General features: G+C 60.8%; 20 protein-coding genes. 12 read left to right on the top strand and 8 right to left on the bottom strand.

Annotated features, from left to right (window positions below; all coding sequences use genetic code 11):
• Position 1 precedes the first annotated feature (1 nt).
• The 3 genes from LT85_RS08915 to LT85_RS08925 all read left to right on the top strand — a co-directional run bounded on the left by LT85_RS08915 (position 2) and on the right by LT85_RS08925 (position 1,965).
• Positions 2–301: a 4a-hydroxytetrahydrobiopterin dehydratase gene (locus LT85_RS08915; RefSeq protein ID WP_038487620.1), complete on the top strand. Its 300-nt coding sequence runs from the start codon at positions 2–4 to the stop codon at positions 299–301.
• A gap of 11 nt (positions 302–312) precedes the next feature.
• Positions 313–1,083 (top strand): SDR family oxidoreductase, encoded by a 771-nt coding sequence (locus LT85_RS08920; RefSeq protein WP_038495589.1) that lies wholly within the window; start codon positions 313–315, stop codon positions 1,081–1,083.
• Positions 1,084–1,167: 84 nt separating this feature from the next.
• Positions 1,168–1,965, top strand: a complete 798-nt coding sequence (locus LT85_RS08925; protein WP_253273703.1) for a DUF1223 domain-containing protein — start codon at positions 1,168–1,170, stop codon at positions 1,963–1,965.
• A 34-nt stretch (positions 1,966–1,999) separates the two neighbouring features.
• On the opposite strand, the gene LT85_RS08930 is transcribed toward LT85_RS08925, so the two are convergent.
• The 5 genes from LT85_RS08930 to LT85_RS08950 form a co-directional block, all read right to left on the bottom strand.
• The gene (locus LT85_RS08930) at positions 2,000–3,355 is read right to left on the bottom strand and encodes an amidase (RefSeq protein ID WP_156117475.1); all 1,356 of its coding nucleotides are present in this window, start codon (positions 3,353–3,355) and stop codon (positions 2,000–2,002) included.
• Between the two features lie 42 nt (positions 3,356–3,397).
• Positions 3,398–4,084 carry a DUF2848 domain-containing protein gene (locus LT85_RS08935; protein WP_038487626.1) on the bottom strand — a complete coding sequence of 229 codons (687 nt, stop codon included), beginning with the start codon at positions 4,082–4,084 and terminating at the stop codon, positions 3,398–3,400.
• 73 nt (positions 4,085–4,157) lie between these two features.
• Positions 4,158–5,441, bottom strand: a complete 1,284-nt coding sequence (locus LT85_RS08940; protein WP_038487629.1) for an MFS transporter — start codon at positions 5,439–5,441, stop codon at positions 4,158–4,160.
• A 269-nt stretch (positions 5,442–5,710) separates the two neighbouring features.
• Positions 5,711–6,661, bottom strand: coding sequence for a LysR family transcriptional regulator (locus LT85_RS08945; protein ID WP_038487631.1), 951 nt, complete (start codon positions 6,659–6,661; stop codon positions 5,711–5,713).
• A gap of 61 nt (positions 6,662–6,722) precedes the next feature.
• Entirely contained in the window at positions 6,723–7,727 is a 1,005-nt protein-coding gene (locus LT85_RS08950) for a flavin reductase family protein (RefSeq protein WP_038487634.1), read from the bottom strand.
• A 166-nt stretch (positions 7,728–7,893) separates the two neighbouring features.
• Here LT85_RS08950 and LT85_RS08955 point away from each other — a divergent pair, with 166 nt between their 5' ends.
• A complete protein-coding gene (locus LT85_RS08955; protein ID WP_038495595.1) occupies positions 7,894–8,691 on the top strand; it encodes a TatD family hydrolase in 798 nt (265 codons plus the stop codon).
• Positions 8,692–8,713: 22 nt separating this feature from the next.
• Positions 8,714–11,146 carry a DNA internalization-related competence protein ComEC/Rec2 gene (locus tag LT85_RS08960; RefSeq protein ID WP_038487637.1) on the top strand — a complete coding sequence of 811 codons (2,433 nt, stop codon included), beginning with the start codon at positions 8,714–8,716 and terminating at the stop codon, positions 11,144–11,146.
• Positions 11,147–11,182: 36 nt separating this feature from the next.
• Here the strand turns inward: LT85_RS08960 and LT85_RS08965 are convergent, their stop codons facing one another.
• Positions 11,183–11,809 (bottom strand): 3'-5' exonuclease, encoded by a 627-nt coding sequence (locus LT85_RS08965; protein ID WP_038487640.1) that lies wholly within the window; start codon positions 11,807–11,809, stop codon positions 11,183–11,185.
• A gap of 573 nt (positions 11,810–12,382) precedes the next feature.
• Here LT85_RS08965 and LT85_RS08970 point away from each other — a divergent pair.
• Positions 12,383–12,916, top strand: a complete 534-nt coding sequence (locus LT85_RS08970) for a metal-dependent hydrolase (RefSeq protein WP_038487643.1) — start codon at positions 12,383–12,385, stop codon at positions 12,914–12,916.
• Between the two features lie 135 nt (positions 12,917–13,051).
• Here the strand turns inward: LT85_RS08970 and LT85_RS08975 are convergent, their stop codons facing one another.
• Positions 13,052–14,245, bottom strand: a complete 1,194-nt coding sequence (locus tag LT85_RS08975; RefSeq protein ID WP_216595051.1) for an MFS transporter — start codon at positions 14,243–14,245, stop codon at positions 13,052–13,054.
• Complete coding sequence (locus tag LT85_RS08980) at positions 14,242–15,369, bottom strand: 3-deoxy-7-phosphoheptulonate synthase (RefSeq protein WP_052135507.1); 1,128 nt, start codon at positions 15,367–15,369, stop codon at positions 14,242–14,244. Before LT85_RS08980 ends, LT85_RS08975 begins: the two co-directional genes overlap by 4 nt.
• A 357-nt stretch (positions 15,370–15,726) precedes the next feature.
• Here LT85_RS08980 and LT85_RS08985 point away from each other — a divergent pair, with 357 nt between their 5' ends.
• Genes LT85_RS08985 through LT85_RS09010 form a run of 6 tightly spaced genes read left to right on the top strand, consistent with a single transcriptional unit; the run spans position 15,727 to position 25,297 of the window.
• Positions 15,727–16,968 (top strand): isochorismate synthase, encoded by a 1,242-nt coding sequence (locus tag LT85_RS08985; protein WP_038487648.1) that lies wholly within the window; start codon positions 15,727–15,729, stop codon positions 16,966–16,968.
• A complete protein-coding gene (locus LT85_RS08990) occupies positions 16,965–18,617 on the top strand; it encodes a (2,3-dihydroxybenzoyl)adenylate synthase (protein ID WP_038487651.1) in 1,653 nt (550 codons plus the stop codon). Before LT85_RS08985 ends, LT85_RS08990 begins: the two co-directional genes overlap by 4 nt.
• A gap of 25 nt (positions 18,618–18,642) precedes the next feature.
• Entirely contained in the window at positions 18,643–19,527 is an 885-nt protein-coding gene (locus LT85_RS08995) for an isochorismatase family protein (protein ID WP_172656962.1), read from the top strand.
• Between the two features lies 1 nt (position 19,528).
• Positions 19,529–23,497, top strand: a complete 3,969-nt coding sequence (locus tag LT85_RS09000) for a non-ribosomal peptide synthetase (protein ID WP_038487657.1) — start codon at positions 19,529–19,531, stop codon at positions 23,495–23,497.
• Complete coding sequence (locus tag LT85_RS09005) at positions 23,490–24,389, top strand: siderophore-interacting protein (RefSeq protein WP_216595052.1); 900 nt, start codon at positions 23,490–23,492, stop codon at positions 24,387–24,389. The genes LT85_RS09000 and LT85_RS09005 overlap by 8 nt, the downstream gene beginning before the upstream one ends.
• Complete coding sequence (locus tag LT85_RS09010) at positions 24,386–25,297, top strand: ABC transporter substrate-binding protein (protein WP_038487660.1); 912 nt, start codon at positions 24,386–24,388, stop codon at positions 25,295–25,297. Before LT85_RS09005 ends, LT85_RS09010 begins: the two co-directional genes overlap by 4 nt.
• Positions 25,298–25,301: the final 4 nt, after the last annotated feature.

Consider the following 25,301-nt stretch of genomic DNA (forward strand, 5'->3'; position numbering starts at 1 on the left):
CATGCCACACTCTACCCACATCGGCGCCGCCGTCGCCATTCAAGATTTGCCCGGCTGGACTGCGGTTGAAGGCCGCGATGCGATTCAAAAGACTTTCCTGTTTGCCGACTTCAACGCCGCCTTCGGTTTCATGACCCGGGTCGCCTTGTTGGCAGATAAGATGGATCATCATCCCGAATGGTCGAATGTCTATAACCGCGTGGTCGTGCAATTGACGACGCATGACGCCAATGGCGTTACCGACCTCGATGTCCGTCTGGCCAAATTCATGGATGGCGCCGGCGCTGCCGCCAAGCATTGAAGCAGGCCGCCATGAACCAACCGGTTGCATTGATCACCGGCGCCGCCAAGCGGGTAGGGCGGGTGATCGCTGAGCGCTTCGCCGCGGCGGGCTATGCCGTGGTGGTGCACTACGGCGGCTCGCAGCAGGAGGCGCTGGAGACCGTGCAAGCGATTGAAGCCGCAGGCGGCGTCGCCATCGTACATCAGGCGGACTTGCAGTCGCCGTCGCAATTGACGGCGATGGTGGCCGCCGCTTATGACAGCTTTGGCCGGCTGGATGTGCTGGTCAATTGCGCCGCTATTTTCTTTCCGGATACGCTGGCCGATTTTGCGCTGGACGATCTGGAGCGCTCCTGGCAAGTCAATTGCCGTGCGCCGTTGCTGCTGACCCAGGCCTTTTACCGTCAAGCCAGCCAGCGCGCCCAGCAAGGCGTGGTGATTAATGTGGTGGACCAGAAGGTGCAGGCGAATTTTCATCCGGAAGATTTCAGCTATACGGTCGCCAAGGCAGCGCTCGGCAACCTGACTGCGATGCTGGCGATGTCTGCAGCTCCGGTGTTGCGGGTGAATGCGCTGTATCCTGGCCTGATGACGCCCAGCGGCGACCAGACCCAGGCCGATTTTGAGTACTCCTCGGCACGCTCGACGCCACTTGGCTATATTGCGCCGACCACGGAAATCGCGGACGCTATCTTGTTGTTGACAAGGCAATCATTTAACGGCGCTGAATTTACCGTTGATGCCGGGCAAAACCTGGTGCGGGTTGACAAGGATGTGATCAATCTTTATCGGGCGCCATAGATAACCGGAACGAAGATCAGGAGCGTGTGTAAGGAAATGGCTTGCAGTGCGACCAAGCTTCACATGACCAGCCGGGAGACACAGGTGCCTATCTTTATCAACATCGCAACTACTTTTGCACTGAGCGCGTTCGCGCTCGGTATTTCATCAACTACCCACGCCGCCGAATACGTGGCCCGGAGTCCGGCCAACAGGGTGGCACTGGTTGAGTTGTATTCCAGCGAAGGCTGCAACAGCTGTCCGCCCGCCGACCAGTGGTTGTCCAGGCTTGGCGCCGAGGCCAAACCGGACCGCGTGGTGCCGCTGGCCCTGCATGTCGACTATTGGGACAATCTCGGCTGGAAAGACCGCTTTGGCGATCATCGCTTCACCCTGCGGCAGCAGGAGCTCGCTGGATATACCAACAACAAAGTGGTATATACGCCGGAAATATTTGCCGGTGGCCGTGAACTGCGGCGCTGGAGTTCAGGCAGCGCTTTCGACGCGGCCATCGACAAAATCGCTGCGCAGCCGTCGCCGGCCGATATCGCGATCAAACTGACGAGCACTGCGGCGCGTGATTTTGATCTCTCCACCAGCATCAAACTGCGGCAGGACTCGAAAGATCCGCTTAACGCCTATGTCGCGCTCTATGAGAACAAGCTGGTGTCGAATGTGGCTGCCGGCGAGAACGGTGGCGTGACCTTGCATCACGATTACGTGGTGCGGCGCTGGCTGGGGCCGTTCGCCCTCAAGAACGGCATGGTGCAAGTCAACGAAAAGATCGCGCTCGACGGTATCGCCAAGGACTTGCGCGCCGATCGCTTCGGTATTGTCGCTTTCGTCCAGAATGCAAGCAGCGGGGAAGTGCTGCAAGTGGCGAGGCTGCCGGTAGATCACTGAGTCACCGAAAGAATGCAGCCTTCGCTGGTCCGGTCTAAGGATTCAGCACTGTCTCAACCGCCAAACCGATTTCCAGGATTTTTCTGTCCTGGTTGGCCACGCCCGCCAGCATCAAGCCAACCGGTGCTTCGCCGGCGGCGTGGCAAGGTAGCGAGAGCGCACAGCCATCCAGGAAATTGATCAGCGAAGGATTGCGCAAGATCATGCCGTTGGCGGCGAAATACGCTTCATCGCTGGCCTCCAGCGCGGCAATCGCCGGCGCTATGATCGGCACGGTCGGCATGATCAGAGCGTCGTAGCCAGCGATGCGCTGCTCGACTGCGGCGATCCATTGCTTGCGTGCGGCAAACAGGTCGATCAGGTCTGCCGCGCTGATTTCCTTGCCGCGCAAGATGCGTGAAATCACGCGCGGGTCGTAGCTGGCGGCGCGTTCTGCTATCAGTGCGCGGTGCCAGGCGTAGGCTTCAGCCGCGGTAAAGCCGCCTTTTGCGTTGATCGCCGATGCGCTGGCAAATTCCGGAATTTCTATCTCTTCAATCAGCGCGCCGGCTGCCTGCAGCCTTGTACGGGCACGGGAAAATGCCGCCGCTACCTGGTTATCCAGCCCGTCCAGCACCAGCGTGGTCGGCAATGCCAGGCGCAGTCCACGCAGCGGGAATGGCTTCAGCGCAGGTATCGATTCACCCGCGAGGATGGCGTCGAGCACCGCGCAGCAGCTAACGCTGGCTGTGATCGGACCAATTGAATCCAGTTGCGCCGAGAGCGGCAGCACGCCTTTCAGTGAAACCCTGCGCGCAGTCGGCTTGAAGCCGGTCAGGCCGCATAGTGCGGCCGGGATACGCACTGAGCCGCCAGTATCGGAACCGATAGCCGCCACCGCCATGCCATCGCTGACCGACACTGCCGCACCGGAGGACGACCCGCCAGGTATGCGTGCGGTGGCGCGGTCCCAAGGATTGCGCGGCGTGCCGTAATGTGGATTGATACCAAGGCCGGAATAAGCGAATTCGGTCATGTTGGTATGGCCGACGATGACGGCGCCGGCAGCAACCAGCCGCTGCACGACGACCGCGCTCGCGCCGGCTGGCGCGGCATCGCTCAATGCTACGGAGCCGGCTCGGGTAGCGCTGCCGGCGACATCCAGCAAATCCTTGACCGAAATCGGCAAGCCGTCGATTGGCGAGCGCACCTGGCCGCTGGCGCGCAACAGGTCGGACGCCTGCGCCGCCGCGCGCGCCGGAGCGGCATACACTTCGGTGAATACCCTACGGCCTTCGCCGGCCGGATCCAGCGCGCGCGCCAGCGCCGCTTCGGTGATATCCACCGAGCTGACGCTATTGTTGCGCAGCGCTTCAGACAGAGAGTGTAGAGTAGGCAGCTTGGTAGTCATAGATTCTCGCAAGTTAGATGAAGCAGGTTGGAGCCCCGCGGCTTACGCCACTTCCGGCAGCACTTCAACCTCGTAATGATGGCGCAGCGTACGTTGCCGGCGTGGATCGAACAGCTCCATTGTAAATGACTGTGCCGGACGGATGCAGCCGATCGCCGCCACGGTGCCGCATGTCATGCCGCTGCCGGCCGGCAGCAGCGCGGCGCCATGGGTGTACCCGGCGATCAGGTCTTGCGGCGTGCGCAGGGATGCCAGCGGACCTTCCTGGTACAGCACTTGTTCGCCATTCTCTTCGATATAGGAACGGATCACCAGTTCGTCCCAATATGCGGCGACGTCGGCCAGACGCCAGGCGCTGGTGGCTACCGGCTTTACGCAAGCTTGCTTCGACAACGCCACGCTGTGCGCCTCCAGCTTGCGGTCGGTGTGATCGGAGGCGATGCTGACGTACAGTTCTCCCTCGGCGGCGAAGACGAAGGTTTCTACTTCGCCGGAAGAATCCGGACCCACCACCTGCACCTGCGGCGCTTGCGTCAGCTGATTGCTGGCGATGCGGTAATACAGTGGCACCGCGCTTGGACGCGAGATGCCTAGCGCGGCCAGTTCTTCAATGTGATGCTCGATGGCGGCGTGGTCGCGTCCGGCCCAGCCGGCCACGATCAGGGTATGGATGTCGGTATCGAGTTGGCGTGAGCCTTGCTCGGTTTCTACCTGAAAAGAGATGTGCATGAAAATTCAACCTTAAAAAATAGAACGTGACGGTTCCGGCCGATGTGCCGGCCGTCACGCTGAGGAATAGGGATTAGCGGACTTTTTTGATAAACACCAGGACCAGCACGGTTGCAGTGAACTCCAGCGCTGCGACGAAATACAGTCCTGCAGACAGGCTGCCGGTAGTCGTCTTCAGCGAGCCGATCATGTACGGCGCGGCAAAGCCGGCCAGGTTGCCGATCGAGTTGATCAATGCGATGCCACCCGCTGCCGCTGTGCCGGTCAGGAACGCAGCGGGAATCGACCAGAACACGGGGAACGCCGCAAGGATGCCTGCTGCCGCCAAGGTCAGTGCGCACAACGCCAGCACTGCATTGCCAAGGAAAAATCCAGTCAATATGAGCCCGATGCTGGCCACCAGCGTGGCAATGGCGCAATGCAAGCGTCGCTCACCGCTCTTGTCGGAATGAATGCCGTTCCAGACCATGGCGATGGTGCCGGCCAAAAACGGGATAGCGGAGATCAGGCCAATCTGCAGATTGCCGACCACGCCGATTTCCTTGATGATCGATGGCGACCAGAAGGCGATCGTGGCATTGCCGCTGACCACGCAGAAATACACCGCTGCGCAGATCCAGACACGCGAATTCAGGCAAGCATCGCGCAGCGAAGCATGCTTGCCGCCGTGATTTTCCGCCGCCAGCGCGTTGCTCACAGCTTGCTGCTGGCTGGTAGTCAGCCATTTGGCGTTGACTGGCTTTTCCGGCAGGTAGATCAGTACGAGGATGCCAGCGATCACCGATGGTATGCCTTCCAGCAGGAACAGCCATTGCCAGTTGGCGAAGTGGCCAACGCCATCCATGGTGCTCATGATGAATCCTGCAATCGGGCCGCCGACTACGCCGGCGATGGCGAATGAAGTCATGAACAGGCCATTTACACGAGCCCTGCGCTCGGCGGGAAACCAGTAGGTAAGGTACAGCACGACGCCGGGGAAAAAGCCGGCTTCGAATACGCCTAGGAAAAAGCGGATGATATAGAACGCGGTTGGCGTCTTTACGTATACCATCGCCATCGAGGTCAGCCCCCACAGGATGGTGATGCGCGCCAGCGTTTTGCGGGCGCCGATTTTTTCCAGCAGCAGGTTGCTCGGTACTTCAAACAGGAAATAGCCGATAAAGAAAATGCCGGCGCCTAGCCCATAGACCGCTTCGCTGAATTGCAAGTCTTGCAGCATCTGCAGCTTGGCAAAACCGACGTTGACCCGGTCGATCCAGGCCAGCACGAACAGGAAGACTAGGAAAGGAATCAATCGCCAGGCGATTTTCTTGTAGGTCTCTTCCAGCGCTGCAGCGCTTGTATTGATATTGCTCATAGGATGTCACCCGATAATGGATTCTGCTTCGCCGCTGGCGGTGAAGGATGAAGCGGCGTTTCTATGACGGCCGTCACCGGCGCTTGCAGGCAAGTACCGGATGAATCGAGTATGCGTAAGGGGCTGGCGGCTGTCCAACAAGAAATTGTCAGCGCAATTGATTGAAAAATCTTATGAGCAAAAATGGGGCGCGCAGCAGGGCCGCGGGCATTATTGGTGCTTTGTTGCAACAGTGCGCATTACATGATTGGAAACTACATGGCTGAAAACTACATAGTTGGAAACGGTAGTTCCAGCGGCTCGGCCGGCAACCTGGCAATTTCCGGTCCCCAATTCAGTGCGAATTCAGAGGCGGTTTCCTGGGCGATGCTGGCGATGGTTTCGGTTAGTGCATTCTCTGGATCGTTGCGGAACGAGGCCATCAGCAGCAACGCTGGAAAATCGGCGTCAACCCGCAGTTGTTGCAGGCTGCCGTCGTTGAGTTCACGCTGGATGATCGCCGGCGGCACCACGGCGACGCCGAAACCGTCGCTGACCAGCCGGATCATGGTGGCCACCGAGGTGATGCAGTTGATATGCAGTGAACCGCGTTCGCTGTCGGAAAACAGTTGTTCGAGCAACATGTGCGGCCCGGAATTGCGGGCGAAGCTGACCAGCGGGAAGGCCGCCAGATCGGACAGGCTCAGGGTTTCGTTGCCGATATCGAGTTTGGCGCTGCCAACCCAGCGCATCGGGAATTCGCACAGTTTGAGATTGCGGATATTCGGCGCTATCACCGGCTCCGCCTGCAATACCAGGTCGAGATCGCCTTTGCTGAATTGTTCGCGCAGATGAATCGTGGTGTCGCTGGCGATTTCGATTTCCAACTGCGGAAACAACTTGTGGATACGGCCGATCAGGTCCGGGAACCAGCTATGCACGATCGATTCGATCACGCCTATCCGCAGCACGCCGGAATAGTTATCCTTGGCCGACATGTCGTCCTTCATTTCCCGCATCAGCTTGACGATGCGCTCGGCATATACCAGCGCCTTGCTGCCGTCGGTGGTCAGGGCTACTTCACGGGCGCCGCGATCGAACAGGCGCACGCCGAAATCCTGCTCCAGCGTAGCGATGCGGCTGGACACCGCCGCTTGCGTGGTATGCAGTTTTTCTGCCGTCAGCCGGAAATTCTTGAGTTTTGCCAGCCAGACGAAGGTTTCGAGGAAGCGGATGTTCATCGGTGATACCGGGAGGCGGTGAGGGAACAGGCTTTAGTGTAGCGCATCGCCGCCAGCCGGCCTATTCGTTATCCAGTGGCAGCTTGCTCTCGTCAGTCAGGGCGATGAAGCGCCGGAGCAAGGTACGCAGGGCAATAGTATCGACCATGCCGAGGCTGTTCAACAATTCCAGTTCGGTCTGTTTGCCGCTATCACCGATTGCCTGCGCCAGGTCGCGGCCGATTGCGGTCAGGTAAAACAGGCCGCGTTCGTTGCGTTCGCCTTTATCTACTGCAATGTCCAACAGGCCGCGTGCTGTCATGTCGTCCAGGACATTGATCAGCGGCGTATGGCCAGCGTAGGCGAACAGCCGGTTCAGCTCTGCCAAACTCCGGCCGTCACGCGCTGCCAGCGTGTTCAGCACGAAAAATTCAGCATCGTTCAAGCCCTTGGCTGCGCCGAATTCGCGCAACTTTCCGTATAAATGGAAATAGGCGCTGCCAAGCAGATAGCTCATCGAATTTTCATCGAAACTGCTCGATGCCGCAGTGGCCTTGATCAGGGCTTCTGCCTCATCGGCCAGTTCCTTGCGTGTGGCGATGGCGTAGTTACCGCGCTGGTAGACCAGCGGAGCGATATCTGAATGTTCAAAATGCATCACTTCGCCGACCATGATGATATGGTCGCCGCCATCATAGCGATAGGCCGTCTTGCATTCCATGCGAGTTGTGCAGCCGGCCAGCAGCGGCGCACCGCCCATGCCGGATTCGACGTGCAGGCCGGCGAATTTATCGTGGGCGCGTTTGCTGAAATGGGTGGCCAGCTGGTCCTGGTCGTGCGACAGGATATGCACCGCCCAATATTCGGCAACTTCGAAGGCTGCCAGACTGTTAGAGGATTTGGCCAGGCTCCACAGCACCAGCGGCGGGTCGAGCGAGACCGAGTTGAAGCTGTTGGCAGTGACGCCGACCAGTTTGCCGTCGGCCTGGCAAGCAGTAATGATGGTAACGCCGGTGGTGAAGGTTCCCAGGGCGTTGCGGAATTCACGTTGGTCGAACGAGGGTGACGGCTGATTTGCGATGGACATCTACGTTGCTTTCTAACGAATACTTTTTGGCATCATGTTATCAGGCTCTGCGCTGACGCGAGGGATTGTTTATGGTTAGCCTTATAGGTGGCAAGGTTTTCACATGCTACGATATCAATCTATTAATTTGCCGGGCGATGCCTGGCCATATACCAAGGGTCGTACGATGTGGATAGATACGCATTGCCATCTGGATGCCGCTGAATTCGGCGGCGCACAGGCGCAGATCGCTGCGGCTGCGGCGCAGCAGCAGGTAAAGTGGATCGTGATCCCTGCAGTGGAACGCGCCAATTTTGGAAAAGTTGCGGCGCTAGCCGCGCAAATACCCAATTGTACCTACGCGCTGGGCATACATCCGCTGTATGTAGAACACGCGGATGATGCTGACTTGCAGGCGTTGCGCGAGGCCATCGGCGCCGCCATGGCCGATCCGCGTTTTGTGGCAATCGGAGAAATTGGCCTGGATTTCTTCGTCCCGGGCATGGACCGTGGCCCCTTGCGCGAAAAGCAGGAACATTTCTATGTTGAGCAATTAAAGCTGGCGCGCGAATTCGGTTTGCCGGTCTTGCTGCATGTGCGGCGTTCGCAAGACATCCTGCTCAAATATTTGCGCCGGATCAAAGTACAGGGTGGCATTGCACATGCGTTCAATGGTAGTTTCCAGCAGGCCGAAGCGTTCATCGGCCTGGGTTTCCGGCTTGGCTTCGGCGGCGCCATGACATTTACGCGTGCACTGCAAATCCGTCGGTTGGCGGTTGATCTGCCGCTCGACGCCCTGGTGCTGGAGACCGACGCACCGGACATGTCCCCCGCGTGGCTGCACCCAGCCACCAACCAGCCCCAGGAAATTCCCCGTATCGGCGCTGTGCTGGCCGAACTGCGCGGCATGTCGCCGGCCGAACTGGCGCAGGCAACTGCCGCCAATGCCTGCGCGGCATTGCCGCGTCTGGCTGCGTTAATCTAAACACAGCAGGAATGCGCGCCTGATGCGAAGCGTCATCATTGGCTTTGTCATCGGTGTTGTTGTTTTGCAAATGCAGAGCGCATTGCCAGCGATCGGATTGTTGTGTGGTTTGACGGTGTTGGCGATATCGCTGGTTTTCGCCACTTATAAAATCTCCTATTGGCAGTTCAGGTTTTTCGCCAGAATGTTGGCGGGAATACTATTTGGAATCGTCTGGGCGGCATCGTTCGCACATTATTATTTGCAGCAAGAATTGGCGCCGGAATGGGAAGGGCGCAATGTCACCGTGATTGGTACAGTCGATAGTTTGCCATCGCATTTTGAAACGGGAGTTCGTTTCACTTTTTCCGTTGAAAAAATACTGGGGCAGAATGGCGAGTCGCCAGTGATTCCTCGGCGGCTGGCGCTAGCCTGGTATCGTAACGGCGACCAGGCGCTAGCGCCGCTGTCCCAACTCACTGCAGGCGCACGCTGGCAATTGACCGTGCGCTTGAAGCGTCCGCATGGCAACGCAAATCCTTACGCGTTCGATTATGAAGCATGGCTGCTGGAACGCAATCTGCGCGCCACCGGTTATGTCTATTCCGACCGCAACCAGAGTGCAAAGAATCAGCAGCTACAGCCGTTTGTATTCAGTGTCGGAAATGTGATCGAACGCTTGCGTGAGAGCTTGCGCGAGCGCATCCTGGACGCATTGCCCGAACATCGTTATGCTGGCGTGCTGGTCGCGCTGGCCATTGGCGATCAGCGCGCCATCGATCAGTCCGACTGGGAAATATTCAATCGCACCGGCATCAGCCATTTGGTCGCCATTTCCGGTTTACACATCACGATGATTGCCGGTATGTTCGCCGCCTGCATGGCGAGTTTATGGCGACGTTCCTTTTTCACCCGTGCCAGCTTACCGCTGCTGTTGCCGACGCAAAAAGTAGTTGCATTGAGCGGCGCCTTAGCAGCCCTGGTCTATGTATTACTGGCTGGTTTCGGCATACCGGCGCAACGCACTCTCTACATGCTGTTGGTGGTGGCGCTGGCCTTGTGGAGCGGCCGTATCGCCAGCGTTTCGCACGTACTCTGCTTTGCGCTCGCAGTCGTGCTGCTGATCGATCCGTGGGCAGTGCTGTGGCCCGGATTCTGGCTATCGTTCTGTGCGGTCGGCGTGATCCTGTATACCAGCGTTGGCCGCAGGCTAGCGGTTACCAGCGACACCGGCTCAATCCTCGCCAAATGGTGGCGAGGATTGCGTGCTGCCGGAGCTACCCAATATGCGGTGACCATCGGCCTGTTGCCGCTGACGGTCTTATTGTTTGGCCGCGTATCGTTGATTTCGCCCTTGGCCAATGCCGTGGCGATTCCGTTGGTAGGCCTGGTCGTCACGCCTCTGACGCTGATCGCGAGCATGTTGCCGGCGCCGCTGTCGGTCTGGCTGTGGCGCGTCGCTCATACGCTGGTAGAGCAGTTAGCACTTCTGCTAGGCTGGTTGAGTACGTTGCCATTTGCCGTGTGGCAGTCGGCGACGCCGCAAACTTGGACATTTGCCCTGGCGCTGCTTGCTACCCTGTGGTTACTTGCGCCGCGCGGCTGGCCGTTACGCTGGTTGGCGCTGGCCGGCTGGCTGCCTTTGTTGCTGGATAACGGTAGCCGTCCGGCTGCCGGCGAAATGTGGGTTACCGCTCTCGACGTCGGCCAAGGTATGGCTGTACTGGTCGAAACCGCAGATCAACGTTTGCTGTATGACAGCGGCCCCTATTATTCGCCCGGATCGGACGCCGGCAGCCGCGTCATTGTTCCTTACCTGAGAGCGCGTGGCATCACGGCGCTGGACGCCATGGTGATTTCGCATGTCCACAACGACCATGCCGGCGGCGCCTTGTCGGTCATGGATGCCGTCAAGGTCGGCGTTGTGTATTCATCGCTGCCGCCGCGGCACCCGATTGTCAAGGCCGCTTCCGATCATCAACATTGCCACGAAGGGCAGGCGTGGCAATGGGGGAAGATGAAGTTTGAAATGTTGTATCCGAATATTGAACAGTACCAGGCATCGGCAGCGCAACAAAAAAGCAAGCCGCACATGGTCAGCTGCACGCTCAAGGTCAGCCATGGCCAGCATACCATTTTGCTGCCCGGGGATATCGAAGCCGCGCAGGAGCGGCAGTTGGTCGCCCGTTATGGTGAGGATTTACGGTCCACTGTGCTGCTGGCCCCGCACCATGGCAGCGGAACGTCATCTACGGCGGCGTTCCTGGCGGAGGTCGATCCGGAAATCGTATTGTTCCAGGTCGGGTATCGCAATCGGTTTCATCATCCTAAACAGCAGGTGGCGGAACGTTATCGGGAACGCGGCGTGACGGCTTTCCGGAATGACGAGGGAGGAGCGATTTTGTTGAAATTCGGGGATGATGTGATGGCGGATACTTACAGGAACCAGCATCGCCGGTATTGGTATGGGCGTTAAGCCGAAAACTGGTAACCGACATTCCGGCTGACTGCGCTACAGCACTGCGACCGCTTGGCCTCGTTGCTGTGCTAGGCACTTGTCCACTTGATTCTTGGGAGTACGTTGAATCCTGCGAAGCAGCTCAATTGAAACATCGTTCACTTTGTGACGATCCTGCAATTCCTCCAGCAACCGGACAAGGAGACTCGCTGCCATCTCCGCATCGGCCAGTGCTCGGTGATATCGGCCAGCAATCGGGAGACTCGCGTATTCAACCAGAACGCTAAGTTTGTGGCTGGGCGCGAGCGGCAAGAGCCGGCGCGAAAGCAGTAGGGAGCAGACGAACTCCTGCTGTCGGCTCCGCTGAATGCGCGCTAGTTCGGCATCCCAAAACTTGCAATCGAACGATGCGTTGTGAGCAATTAAGGGGTAGTCGCCGACAAAGTCTGATACTTCCTGCATAACCTCTGCTGCCGGAGGCGCCTTACGAATCATCGCATCAGAGATTCCCGTCAGTCCTTCAATGAACGACGGGATGCGAACTCCTGCATTCATCAGACTCTGATACCGGTCGACGACTTTCCCATTCTCCAAAATCACAGCGGCAATCTCCGTTGCGCGGTCACCTTGTGCTGGTGACAAACCGGTTGTTTCAAAATCGATTACTGCAACGACTTCCATGCGCCTCTTCCTCTAAACTTAATTTCACTGGGCTGCTCCCCAAGATGTATCAGCAGAACTCCATTCCCAACAACGCGGGCGGCAAAGTCCTGCGTGTACTGACGACGCTCCTTTCCAAGAGCTTGGCTACTCGCGGTGTTCATTCAATCCTTGAGGAGAAAGAGCTTCTAGCAGAAGTGGTTGAAAGTGGTTGAGACTGATTGCATATGGCCACTTTGAATCACTGTCCGACTGTCACGCATCAGCAGCCTGGTTCCAGTCGCTTTGTCCAGCGCGAAAGATATCATGAACCTGACGTTTCCCTCTATTGATTCAGCCGGCGAACCGATAAAAGCAGATGAACGTTCGGCGACACGCAGCGTAGGTAATCTCGGGTAAACTGCGGGCGCCAAGGCGATACCTGCCCAATCGATCCCCCACCATAGACGCTGTTTCACATGGCGTTGCCTGTTGGCTTCTGGAACGGCAACAAACTGTGGCAGCGTTGACGAAACCGCTGCTGGCGTCTACCGATATCAATCCCTTTTAGATATATACACTTGCAAGACGACCGTAACACTTTAAAGCTATCCCATGGCCGCTAAACCAGCACACGATCATACCGGGTGGGCTGCCGGGGTCATTGCTGCAGCCATGGTTTCCCAGGCAGGCATTGCAGGCCCATTTTATATTTGGAGCTTCCTGGCGCTCTTGACGGGATACTCCGGCGGCGGCGCTCCCGACTGGATGGAGCTATCCTGGTGGCGGTCAGGCAGCGGCCGCTATTCATGGATTCCGCATCGGACGCTCACGCACTGGGGTATTGCCTGGATTGCCTTGCTAGTGTTGTCATACAAGGCGCTACCTTACTTTCACTGGATGGCCCTCGTTTTTGGTTTTGCCGTCGGCGGCATCATGCATCTCCTGGCAGACTGGCCAAATCCGCTGGGTGTGCCGTGGTTGTGGATATCCTGGCGTCATTCCTTGAATCTATGGAAAAGTGGCCGCTGCGACTGGATTGTTACCAGTGCCGCCTGGCTTGCCGCCGCAACGGTGGCGGACCGAGCATGGTTCCACTCCGTCGCCTTGCACTATGTCGAAGGTCTGACCCGGGTAGCCATGAGGTAGGCATAAATTTTATCCGTGACAGAACGGTATATTGTCCCTGCTAGTTCAGGCTTCGTGCCTTAGACGACGAAGAATTCGTTACTGGCGTCATTGAGGCACTATCGGCCGAAGCGATTTTTTTGGACCCGATTCCTATTACTTTGAAGCAGCCGCGACCAATGGCCTGTGCAAGCGTGGTAATACGCACAGCACCATAAGCGCCAGCACTGCCGACAATGACGCTATCACGCTCATGCCGCTCAGCCTACCATCCGCCGTCTCGCCCAGCATCAAGCTGGAAGTTATTGCAGCAGCAGTGATCGCCAGATCCTGCACGATGTTTTGCAAGGACATGAAGCCCGCCCGTTCATGTGGAGCTGGCACCTGGCTGGTGAGAGCGGCCAGGGTGACGTTGCGGCCGGCGTTGCCTGCCATGAACAGTACGAAGGGTAGCACCAGCGGTAGCGCATCGAGGCCGAAAAACGGCGTGAGACCGGCGCAGAAGGCGAGCGAGGCAATGGCTGCCGCTGGCATAGGTCCGGCGCGGTCGGCCAGGCGGCCTAGCAACTGAACCGTCACCATCGCCGTGATGCCGCCGGCGAAGTACAGCATGCCTAGGCGCTCACGCGGGAAACCGAGGTTCAGCAGCAGGTAAGCGGAGAATTGCGGGATCACCAGGAAGGCGGAGAATTGGCTGAGCGCCTGCACCAGGCAAGCTGTGCGGACTGCAGGCTGGGCCAGCAAGCTCCGCGCCGAGACCGGGTGTTTGCGCGGATGCGTAAGGTGGGCGCGCAAGCTGGGCAGGCGCCATGCCGCCAGCAGCCAAACCAGCGCAGCCAGTCCGGCGACGGCATAAAACGGCAAGCGCCAGCCGCCCCAGCGCGCCAGTTCCAGCGCCAGCGGAACGCCAGCGATGACCGCGACCGAAAACCCTAGCATGACCTTGCCGATGGCGCGTCCGCGCCGTTCCGGCGGCGTGCTGTCGATGATGATCGCCATTCCCAGTGCGATCGCCGGGCCGCCGCACAAGCCGGTGAGGCCGCGCGCCAGCATTAACGTCCACAGGCTGCTGGCGAAGGTGGCCGCCAGCGTGCACAGGCCGACGGCGCCGAAAGCCAGCAGCAAGACAGATCTACGATCGAAGCGATCCAGCAGACGTACCGAGAGTAATCCTGAAACTACAGCGGCAGAGGTGTAGGCCGCGGACAGCCAGCCTAGTTTGTCGCTGGGGAAAGCCAGCGCCTGCGCCAAGTCGGGGCCGAGCGGCAGCAGCATGATGAAGTCGAGGATGTAGATGAACTGGATGGCGGCGACGATGGCAATGGCCTGGGTGGGTGACAGCTGTTTCATTGCATTCCAGTGGTGCATGTATGGGGAGCGGTATCGGTATTGATGCGGGTCGGCAAAGCGTCGCGCAGTTGCGCGGCTGCATCGCGCAGCATGGCGGCGGTGGCGTCCCAGTCGACGCAAGCGTCAGTTACCGAGCAGCCGTAGCGTAGCTGTGTCAGGTCGGATGGAATTGGCTGGTTGCCCGGCTCCAGGAAGCTTTCGATCATGCTGCCGAGGATGCTGCGGTTGCCCCGGCGGATCTGGTGTACCAGGTCGCTCAGCACTGCTGCTTGCCGCCGGTGATCCTTGCTGGAATTGCCGTGGGCGCAATCGATGATGATGTTGGGCGCCAGCCTGGCCTTGGCCAGAGCGCCTTCAGCCATGGCGACGCTGACGCTGTCGTAGTTGGGACGGCTGCTGCCGCCGCGCAGCACTAGGTGGCTGTGGGCGTTGCCGCGGGTGCGAATGATGGCGGCGCGGCCGTCGCTGTCGATGCCGAGGAAGGCATGCGGGCGCGAGGTGGACAAGATCGCGTTGACGGCGGTTTCGACACCGCCGTCGGTGCCGTTCTTGAAACCGACCGGCATCGGCAGGCCGGACGACATCTCGCGATGGGTTTGCGATTCTGTGGTGCGGGCGCCGATCGCCACCCAGCTGATCAGTTCTCCCAGGTAGTGCGGCGAGACCGGGTCGAGCGCTTCGGCGGCGGCCGGTAAACCGAGCCGGTTGACTTCCAGCAGGAAGTTGCGGGCGTGTTGCATGCCGTCGGCGATGCGGAAAGTGTTGTCCATGTCAGGATCGTTGATCAAGCCTTTCCAGCCGATGCTGGTGCGCGGCTTTTCGAAATACACACGCATCACGATGTACAGCGTATCGGCCAGTTCCGTCGCCAATTGTTGCAGCCGGTGCGCATATTCCAGTCCAGCCTTCGGATCATGGATGGAGCAGGGGCCGACCACTACCAGCAGGCGCGGATCGCGCCGCTCCAGGATATTGCGCACCGTGCGACGGCCGATGCTGACTGTTTGCGCGGCTAGCGCATCAATCGGCAGCTGCTTGCGCAGTTCGGCAGGCGAGGGCATGGGATCGATGCCGGCAAGGTTGAGGAAATTTTCTTCGTCGACGACAAGTTGGTCTCTTTTCATGAGGGTGCTCAGTAGGTGCGGCTGCGGTGGCAGCACGAATTGCGGGGCTGGATGCGAGATGAACGGCATGTCTGGAATGGATATTAATTCCATTTGGTTAATAAATCAATTGCAAATCATTATCATTTGCATTTACAATCCGAATTACATTTGGTTACACAGGGCTCGTTTGCGCAAGGCCCCCGTCTGCCCGATCTGCATTGGGCGGGGCGGGTAAACAGCGCGGATTTCATCGCGCAGCAGGCAATCCGGACAGTCCCGTGCGGACGCGGCATTCGCCTTGCTGGCGAACAGGGCAATCATTCATCCGGCTAGCGGAATGCCATGCCATCACCGTTAATTGCGAGGATCGTCATCATGAACGACAGACTTCATCATGGTTTTTTAAAGCAGGCTAGCGCCGCGGATCTGCTTCAGCACTACCAGGCAGGGGCGACATTTTTTGCATCGCCTCGGCGTTCCCTGTTGGCGCACGGCGTCAAGGTGGTCATGCCGCCATGCGAACCTGGCCAGATCGCTGCCAATGCGGCAGCCTGGCTCAAGGAAGCCGGGCGCGAAGGCTTGCCGCCTGCCGTGCTGATGGGGGTGCTGCCATTCCGTCTGGACGGCAGTTCAGCCTCGCCCTATCTGTACATGCCGCAGCAGCTAGCCAGCGGCGCTGGCGTCGACAGTGCGGTGGCGGCCCTGAATCCGGCGGGCCAAACCACTGGCGCCCAGTTGTCGACGCCGCCATTGATGCAGCCGACGCCAGAAGGTTATCGCGACAATGTGCGTAGTGCGCTGGCTGCCATACGCGATACTCGCTTTGCAAAAACCGTACTGTCGCGCTCGTTGACGCTGGATGCCCAGATCGACATTCCAGCTTTGCTACAACGGTTGGCGGCGCGCAACCTGCGCGGCTATACCTTCGCTGTCGATTTGGCCGAAGCTGAAAAAGACGGCGCGCATCGCACCATGATCGGCGCCAGTCCCGAACTGCTGCTGGCGCGTTATGGCCGCGAACTGGTGTCTCATCCTCTGGCCGGTTCAATTCCGCGCAGCGCCGATCCGGTCGAGGATCGCCGCCGTGCCGATGGCTTGCTGCAATCGGTCAAGGATTTGCATGAACATGCGCTGGTGGTTGACGCAGTGGCGGCCGCCATGCGGCCGTATTGCAAGAACCTGAAAGTACCGGCGACGCCAAGTTTGCTGGCGACGCCCACCATGTGGCACCTGGGTACGGAGGTGCGCGGCGAGCTGGCCGACCTCGCCACCACCTCGCTGGAAGTGGCGCTAGCCTTGCACCCAACGCCGGCGGTTTGTGGCCATCCGGCGGCGCCGGCAGCCAAGTTCATCGCAGATACGGAGGGGTTCGACCGCCGTTATTTCGCCGGCCTGGTGGGATGGTGCGATAGCCAGGGCGATGGCGAATGGGCGGTGACCCTGCGCTGCGCCGAGGTCGGCTCCGGCAGCGCGACCCTGTATGCCGGAGCCGGCATCGTTGCCGGCTCAGAGCCGCAGCTGGAACTCCTGGAAACCTCGGCCAAGCTGCGCACCATGCTAGCGGCGATGAATCTGGAACTGATGCTGGAAGACGAGCAGGTCAAGGCGGCGTCATGAGCAAAGCCGACCAGTCCGGCTATTTGCCGGGATTTACACCCTGGCCGGAGCAGGCCGCGGCGGCTTACCGCACCGCCGGCTACTGGACCGGAGAGACCTTCGGCGCCATGCTGCGCCGGCGCGCGCAGCTATTTCCGGCGCGCCTGGCGCTGGTATGCGGCGCGCAGCGCTGGAGTTATCCTGAGCTGGATCGTCGCAGCGACCAGCTGGCGGCGGGTTTCAACCGGCTCGGCATCCGCCCGCGCGACAGGGTGGTGGTGCAATTGCCAAACATCGCCGAATTTTTCGCCGTATGCTTTGCCTTGTTCCGGCTGGGGGCGGTGCCGGTGCTTGCCTTGCCGGCCCATCGGCGCACCGAGATCAGCTATTTTTGCGCGCACAGCGAAGCTACTGCATACATCATCGCCGATATTGACGGCGGCTTCGATTATCGCCAGCTGGCGCGGCAAGTCCAGGCCGAGCAGGCTGGCCTGCGACACGTGATCGTCGTGGGAGAGGCGGAGGAGTTTTGCGCGCTTGACAGCCTGTATGACGATCCCGCTACATTTCCCGAGCCACGCGCCGACGATGTCGCCTTTCTACAGTTGTCCGGCGGCAGCACCGGCCTGCCCAAGCTGATTCCACGTACGCCCGACGATTACCTGTACAGCATCCGCGCCAGCGCCGACATCTGCGCCCTGACGCCGGACACTGTCTATCTGTGCGCATTGCCGGTGGCGCATAACTTCACGCTCAGCTCTCCCGGCACGCTCGGCGTCCTGTATGCCGGCGGTTGCGTGGTGATGGCGCGGCGCGCCAGCCCGGATGACGCTTTTCCATTGATCGAAGCCGAGCGAGTCACGCTGACTTCACTGGTGCCGCCGCTGGCGATGGTGTGGCTGGACGCGGTAGGAAACGGCGATCGGCGTCACGATTTGAGCAGCCTGAAGTTGTTGCAGGTAGGTGGTGCAAAATTCACTGCAGAAGTGGCGCGGCGCGTGCAGCCGGTATTGGGCTGTGCATTGCAGCAGGTGTTCGGCATGGCCGAAGGGCTGGTCAACTACACCCGCCGCGATGACAGCGAAGAGCTGCTCGCCTCGACTCAGGGGCGGCCGATTTCCGTTGCCGACGAAGTGCGCGTAGTGGACGACGAAGACCGTGATGTCGTACCTGGCGCGATCGGACACTTGCTGACGCGTGGCCCCTACACCATCCGTGGTTATTACAAGGCGGATGAGCACAATGCGCGCGCCTTCACCGTCGACGGTTTCTATCGTACCGGCGACCTGGTGTCGCAGTTGCCGTCCGGTCACCTGGTGGTGGAAGGCCGCGCCAAGGACCAGATCAACCGCGGCGGCGACAAGGTGGCCGCGGATGAAGTCGAAAACCATTTGCTGGCGCATCCCGCTGTGCACGACGTCGCCCTGGTGGCGATGCCGGACGCCTACCTCGGTGAGCGCAGCTGCGCCTTCGTGATCGCGCGCGGCGAGACGCCACGCGCCATGGAACTGACCGGCTTCCTGCGCGAGCGCGGCATCGCGCACTACAAGATTCCAGACCACATTGAATTCGTCGACCGCTTTCCCAAGACCGGCGTAGGCAAGGTCAACAAGCGCGTCTTGCGCGAACGCATTGCAGAACAGCTGGCCAAGGCCGGCTCCCAATCTTAACCATTGAACAGATCCAGACATCATCATGAGTATTCCAAGAATCGCTTCCTATCCAATGCCAACTGCTGGCGCCATGCCCACCAACCGCGTCGACTGGAAACCGGATGCGGCGCGCGCCGTGCTGCTGATCCACGACATGCAAGAATATTTCCTCGATTTTTACGATAACCAGGCAGAGCCTATCCCGGCCTTGCTGGAACATATCGGTCGCTTGCGCGCCGCCTGCGACGCCGTCGGCGTGCCGGTGGTGTACACCGCGCAGCCTGCACAGCAAGCGCCGCAACAGCGCGGCCTGCTGCAAGACTGGTGGGGCCCCGGCTTGACTGCGCAGCCGTATCGGGCGCCGGTGGTGGCGCCGCTGGCGCCGCGCGAACAGGATACCGTGCTGGTCAAGTGGCGCTATAGCGCCTTCGTGCGCAGCGACCTGCTGCAGCGCATGCAGGCGCAGGGTCGTGATCAGCTGATTGTGTGCGGCGTGTATGCCCATATCGGCTGCCTGATGACTAGTGCAGACGCGTTCATGAACGACATCCAGCCATTCCTGGTGGGCGATGCGCTGGCCGACTTCTCCGCCGAACAGCACGCCATGGCGCTGGATTATGTATCGCAACGCTGCGGTGTGGTCAGCAGTGCGCAGGATGTGATTGCAGCGTTGCAACCGACTCCCGCCAGTATCTTGCCGGTCAGCCTGGCCGCGTTGCAGGCAGAGGTTGCGCAGTTGCTGCAGATGCCGGCCTCCGATCTGCACTCTGACGATCATCTGCTGCACGCAGGCCTGGATTCGATCCGCCTGATGAGTTTGGTCGAGCGCTGGCGTCGTGGCGGGTCCAGCCTCACTTTCGTCGACCTGGCTGAAAAGCCGACGCTGGCCGACTGGTGGGGCCTGCTGGCGCAGCCGCGGAGCAACTAGGATGGATATCGCTCGCAAGGAGCCGCTGGATGAAGCGGCGCCGCTGCCGCTGTCGGCGGCACAGTACGGCATCTGGCTGGGCCAGCAACTGGCCCCCGAGAGTCCCGCTTATTGGACCGCCGAAGCGGTAGAAATACATGGTGCGCTGGAACAGGCGACCTTCGTCGCGGCGTTGCAGCAGGCGGTGGCTGAGTGCGATGCCTTGCATCAGCGCTACGCCAGCGACGGTACGCAGGTCCGGCAAACGCCGGCCATCGAGCGCGACTGGCAGCTGGAGCAATTGGATTTCAGCGCTGCCGACGCGCCGTTTGAAGCGGCGCAACGCTGGATGCAGGCCGACCTGTTGCAGATCGCAGACCTGGAGCGTGGCCCCTTGTTTGCTAGCGCGTTGCTGCGACTGGGCGCCGCGCGCACGCTGTGGTATCTGCGTGTTCATCACGTGGCGCTCGACGGCTTCGGCTATGCCTTGCTGGCACAGCGCGTAGCCGACCTGTATTCGGCCAACATCGCAGGCAAGGTGCCGCCGCCGGTGCGCTCCAGTGCACTGGCGCCGGTGGTGGTGGAGGACAGGGATTACCAGGCTTCCTCTGCTTATGTACGTGATCGCGATTTCTGGTGCGAGCGCCTCAAGGATGTCCCGGCGCCGGTGCTGCTGGCGCCGGCCAAGCCGGTAGCGCATAGCGTGCGCCGTTTGCGTTGTACTCTGCCGGCCACTAGCTTGGCCGCATGGCAGGCCGCCGCCAGTGCTGCCGGGGTCGACTGGAGCGCCTGGCTGATTGCCGCCATCGCCGCCTGGTTGCAGCAGCGGACCGCCGCGAACGAAATTACCTTGGGTTTGCCGGTGATGGGACGGCTTGATTCCGTGTCGTTGAGCGTGCCGTGCATGGTGATGAATATCGTGCCTTTGCATCTGCGGATCGATCGCAACGTAGGACTGGGCCAACTGGCGCAGCAGGTCGCTGTTGAAATGCGCGCTTTGCGGCCGCACCAGCGTTATCGCTATGAACAACTGAAACAAGATCTCGGCCTCAATGAGCGCAGCCGCCGCCTGTTTGGCGCGGTGATCAACCTGATGCCGTTCGACCGGCCGCTGGCATTCGGCGGCCTGAGCGCGCATTCCCATCCCATCTCGGCCGGCCCGGTGGAAGATCTCTCTATCGTGGTGGCGCCCGGCGCCGATGGCGTTCGGCTGGATGTCGAAGCCAATCCCGATGCTTACGACAGCGCCACGCTGGCTGAGCTGCATGCCAGCCTGCTGGCGATGCTGGATCTGCTGGCAGACCCGGCGCGAAATGCTACGCTGCCGCTGGCTGCACTGGATACCGCCGAACCGGCGCTGCTGTCCGGCCCCGTATTGGGCCAGCCGCCGGGAGCGGTACTGGACGCCTTGCGCCGGCATGCCGCCAATACGCCGGATCAGCTCGCCCTGGCGCAGGACGATGTGACGCTGACTTATGCGGAACTGCTGGCGCGCGTGCAGCAACTGGCCGCCCGTTTACATGAACGCGGCGTGCAGCCGGACAGCCGTGTGGTGTTGCTGTTGCCGCGTGCACCGGATACGGTAGTGGCTTTACTAGCCATCCTGTGGGCCGGCGCCGGCTATGTGCCGCTCGATCCCGACGGCCCGGCGCTGCGCATCGCCGCAGTGCTGGAAGATGCCCGACCGTTGCTGGTGCTGACGCAGCGTCGCCATGCCGGCAAGGTCGACGCCGGTTTGCCGCTGCTGTGCCTGGACGATGGCGACGAGTCGCACATTGCACCCCTGAGCGAGCCTGTCACCGTCGCCGCGGATGCGCTGGCGTATGTGATCTACACCTCCGGTTCCACCGGCCGGCCGAACGGCGTCATGATCGGGCGCGACGCCCTGGCGCATTTTGTGGCCGGAGCTACGGTACGTTATCAGCTCTCGGCGCGGGACAGGGTGTTGCAGTTTTCACCGTTGCATTTCGACGCCAGCGTCGAAGAAATTTTCCTGAGCCTGTGTAACGGCGCCAGCCTGATCCTGCGCAACGACGAGATGCTGGAATCGCTGCCGCGCTTCTTGCAGGCTTGTGCGCGACTGCAGGTCAGTGTGCTGGACTTGCCGACGGCGTTCTGGCATGAACTCAGTTTTTGCATCAGCCAGCATGAGGCGGCCTTGCCAGATAGCGTGCGGCTGCTGATCATCGGCGGCGAGGCGGCGCTGGCGGAGCGGGTGACGCGTTGGCGCAATTCGGCGCCGCCGCATGTCGTGTTGCTCAATACCTACGGCCCCACCGAAGCCACTGTGATCTGCACTACTGCGCAACTGGCTGGTCCAGAAGCGCTTGATTTTGAAGGCGACATGGTGCCTATCGGCCAGCCCTTGCCGGGCGTGGCGATTGCGGTGGTCGATGCTGCCTTGCGTCCTGTAGCGTACGGCGCAACGGGTGAACTGTGTTTGCTGGGCGGTGGACTGGCGCGCGGCTATCTTGGCCGTGAGCAGCTGACTGCGCAGCGCTTCGTGCAATTGGAAACTGATGGGCAACAGGGCGGCCGCTGCCGTGCCTACCGTACCGGCGACCGCGTGTTGCTGGGCCATGACGGACAGCTGCGCTATCTGGGTAGGCTGGATGATGAGTTCAAGCTGAGCGGCCACCGCATTGATCCGCTGGAAATCGAAGCTGCCTTGCTGCAATACCCCGGTGTACGCGAAGCGGCGGTCGTGGCGCAAGCGCTGGCAGATGGCGGTAAGCGGCTGGTGGCTTGCCTGGCGATCGAACCGGCCTTGCCGGCGCCGGCAGTATTGCAGGCTTTCCTGGCTGAACGTCTGGCGGCGGTAGCGGTGCCAAGCTGTTACCTGGCTTTGCCGCAGCTGCCGCGCAACGCCAACGGCAAGATCGATCGCAAGGCGTTGTCTGCCTTGCCTGCAGAGATCGAGGTTGAGCAGCCTGACGTTGCCGCCAGCAAGCTGGAGCAAACCGTGATGGCAGTCTGGCGTGAGGTGCTGGGCGTGAACACGGTGCGGTTGTCGGATGATTTCTTCGCACTCGGCGGCAAGTCCCTGCAGGTGATCCAGGCAGCTAACCGGCTCGGCATCGTCCTGCAGCGGGAAATCGCCGTGTCGGCATTATTTCGCCATCGCACGGTGACGGCGCTGGCGCATTCCCTCAGTACGCTGGCCGGCCATCCGCCGCCGCCGGCCGCAGCCGGCTCTGAGTTTGCGCCTTTGCTGGTCATCCAGCGCGGCGTCGGCCCGGCCCTGTTTTGCGTACATCCGGCGGAAGGCTTGTCGTGGTGCTACCTAGGCCTCACCATGCAGCTGCCGGACATGCCGATCTACGGTTTGCAGGCGCAAGGCATCAGCGGCGTTGCGCCGGCGTCGGTCGGCGAGCAGGTGGCTGGCTACCTGGCGTTGCTGCGCGGCGTACAGCCGCAGGGACCGTACCGGTTGCTGGGATGGTCGTCGGGCGGCGGTATCGCCCATGCGCTGGCGGTCAAGCTGCAGGCGGCAGGAGAGGAAGTATCCATGTTGGCGATGATGGATGCCTATCCCAGCGATATCTGGCAGGGCAAGCCGTTGCCGCAGGAGCGCGATGCCTTGCTGACCTTGCTGGATGTGATCGGCGCTTCGCCGCTGGACGCCAATGGCGATGCCCTGTCCGAAGAGGCCATGCTGGCGCGCTTCCGGCAACCGGACAGTACCTTGGCGAACGCCGACGATGCGCGCATGGCGCGGCTGTTGCAGACGGCCTTGCATGGCATGTTGCAATACCGTGACCTGCGGCATGAATCCTACCGAGGCGATTTGCTGTTCTTCCATGCCTCGCGGCGCACCCCGGAAGCACCTGACTGGCGCGGCTGGCAGCCATATGTGGAAGGCCGCATGGAGCGGGTCGAGATCGACAGCACCCATATCGGCATGAGCAAGCCGGCACCGCTGGCGCATATCGGCCGCGAGCTGGCCAGGCGTCTGAGCCTTCAAACCATGAGGAAAAATGATCATGAGTAAAACTCCTGTTTCTGCGGCCACGCCGCGTACTCCGCCGCGCATGCTGCGCGTGCGCCGCACTCTGCAACTGACGCCGCACATGCGCCGCATTACTCTGGCCGGCGCGGCGCTGGCAGGCTTTCCGCCGGACAGCAACGGCGCGCACATCAAGTTGCTGCTGCCGCGTCCCGGCCAGATCGAACCGGTCTTGCCAACCCTTGGGCCGGACGGTCCGGTATGGCCGCCGGACGATGTACGGCCGATTGCGCGCACCTACACGGTTGGCCGCTACGACGCTGAGGCGGGCGAGCTGGATATCGATTTCGTTTTACATGGCGATAACGGCCCGGCTTCCAGCTGGGCCTTGCATGCAGTCACCGGCACGGCAGTTGGCGTGGCCGGACCGGGTGGGCCACCACGCTTTGTGCCTGACGCCGGCTATTTTCTGGTGCTGGGCGATCCTAGCGCGTTTGCCGCTGTAGCCGCGGTACTGGGCGCCTTGCCTGAGCATGCCCACGGCACTGCCTTGATCGAAGTGCCAGACCGCAGCGAAATCCAGGCGTTGCGTCATCCTCCCGGCGTCGCTGTGCACTGGCTGTCGCGCCAGGGTGCGCCGGCGGGCAGCAGCACGCTGCTGCTGGACCACGTGCGTGAACTGGTTTGGCCATCTTCTTCCGTATCGGTGACGCTAGCGGGCGAAAGCACGCAAGTGGTGGCCCTGCGCGAGTACCTGCTGAAAGAACGCGCGGTGCCGCGCCGCGTCATGTACGCGGTGCCTTACTGGAAGGACGAACATACCGAAGAGGCTTATCACACCGAACGGCACCGCATCATGGATGCGTTTGAACTGGCCGAAGAAAACGGTGCCGGCTCTGAGCCGGCTGCTATCAACATGAAGGAAACCACCCAATGAATTTGCGCACTATTCGCATTGTATTGCTCGCCCTGGCGTGCCTGTCATTTTCCGCCTTTGGCGCCGAACGCAGCGTGGTTGACGCAGCCGGCCGCACAGTCGTGTTGCCGGCGCAGGCGCAACGCGTGCTGGCGCTGTCTGAAATCGACCTCGATTCGCTGCTGGCGCTCAAACTCAAACCGGTCGGCGCCACCAACGGCCGTGGCCAGAGCGCCATGCCGCATTATCTGGGCAATGCTGTCAGCGGCATCGCCAGCGTCGGCAACTTCGGCAGCCCGGTACTGGATCTGGTGATCGGTACGCAACCGGACCTGATCTTGGTCGGCAGCTTGCCGGATCCGGAACTGCTAGGGCAGCTGAGCAAGATTGCGCCGACCGTGGTCAGCTACAAGCAGGGTGAAAACTGGCAAACGGCCTTGCGCCGCATCGCCGCCGTGGTCGGCCGCAACGCCGAAGCGGAAGCTCTGCTGGGCGCTTATCAGCGCCGCGCCGACAGCGTACGCGTCAAGCTCGGCGACCACGCTGACGCGACCGTCAGCGTGGTGCGTTGGAATCCGCAGGGGCCGGCCTATATGTTGAAAGACGCTTTCGCCAGCCTGGTGTTGGCAGACGTGAAATTGCGCCGGCCGGCGGCACAGATGCAGGCTGGTGTTGCCCATTCGCCACCGTTGAGCCTGGAAGCCTTGTCACGCATCGACGCCGACTGGCTGTTTGTCGGCACTCTGAATACCAGCCAGGCCAACGACGCCTTGGCGGCTGCGCGCCAAAGCCCCGCTTTCCGCCAATTGGGTGCGGTGCAGAAGGGCCACATGGTGGCGGTTGACGGTTCCTTGTGGACTAGCCCCGGCGGCCCGTTGGCGGCGCTGGCAATCCTGAACGATATCGAAAAAAACATGACGCCCCACTAGGCTG

Source organism: Collimonas arenae (genome assembly GCF_000786695.1).
GTDB lineage: Bacteria > Pseudomonadota > Gammaproteobacteria > Burkholderiales > Burkholderiaceae_D > Collimonas > Collimonas arenae_A.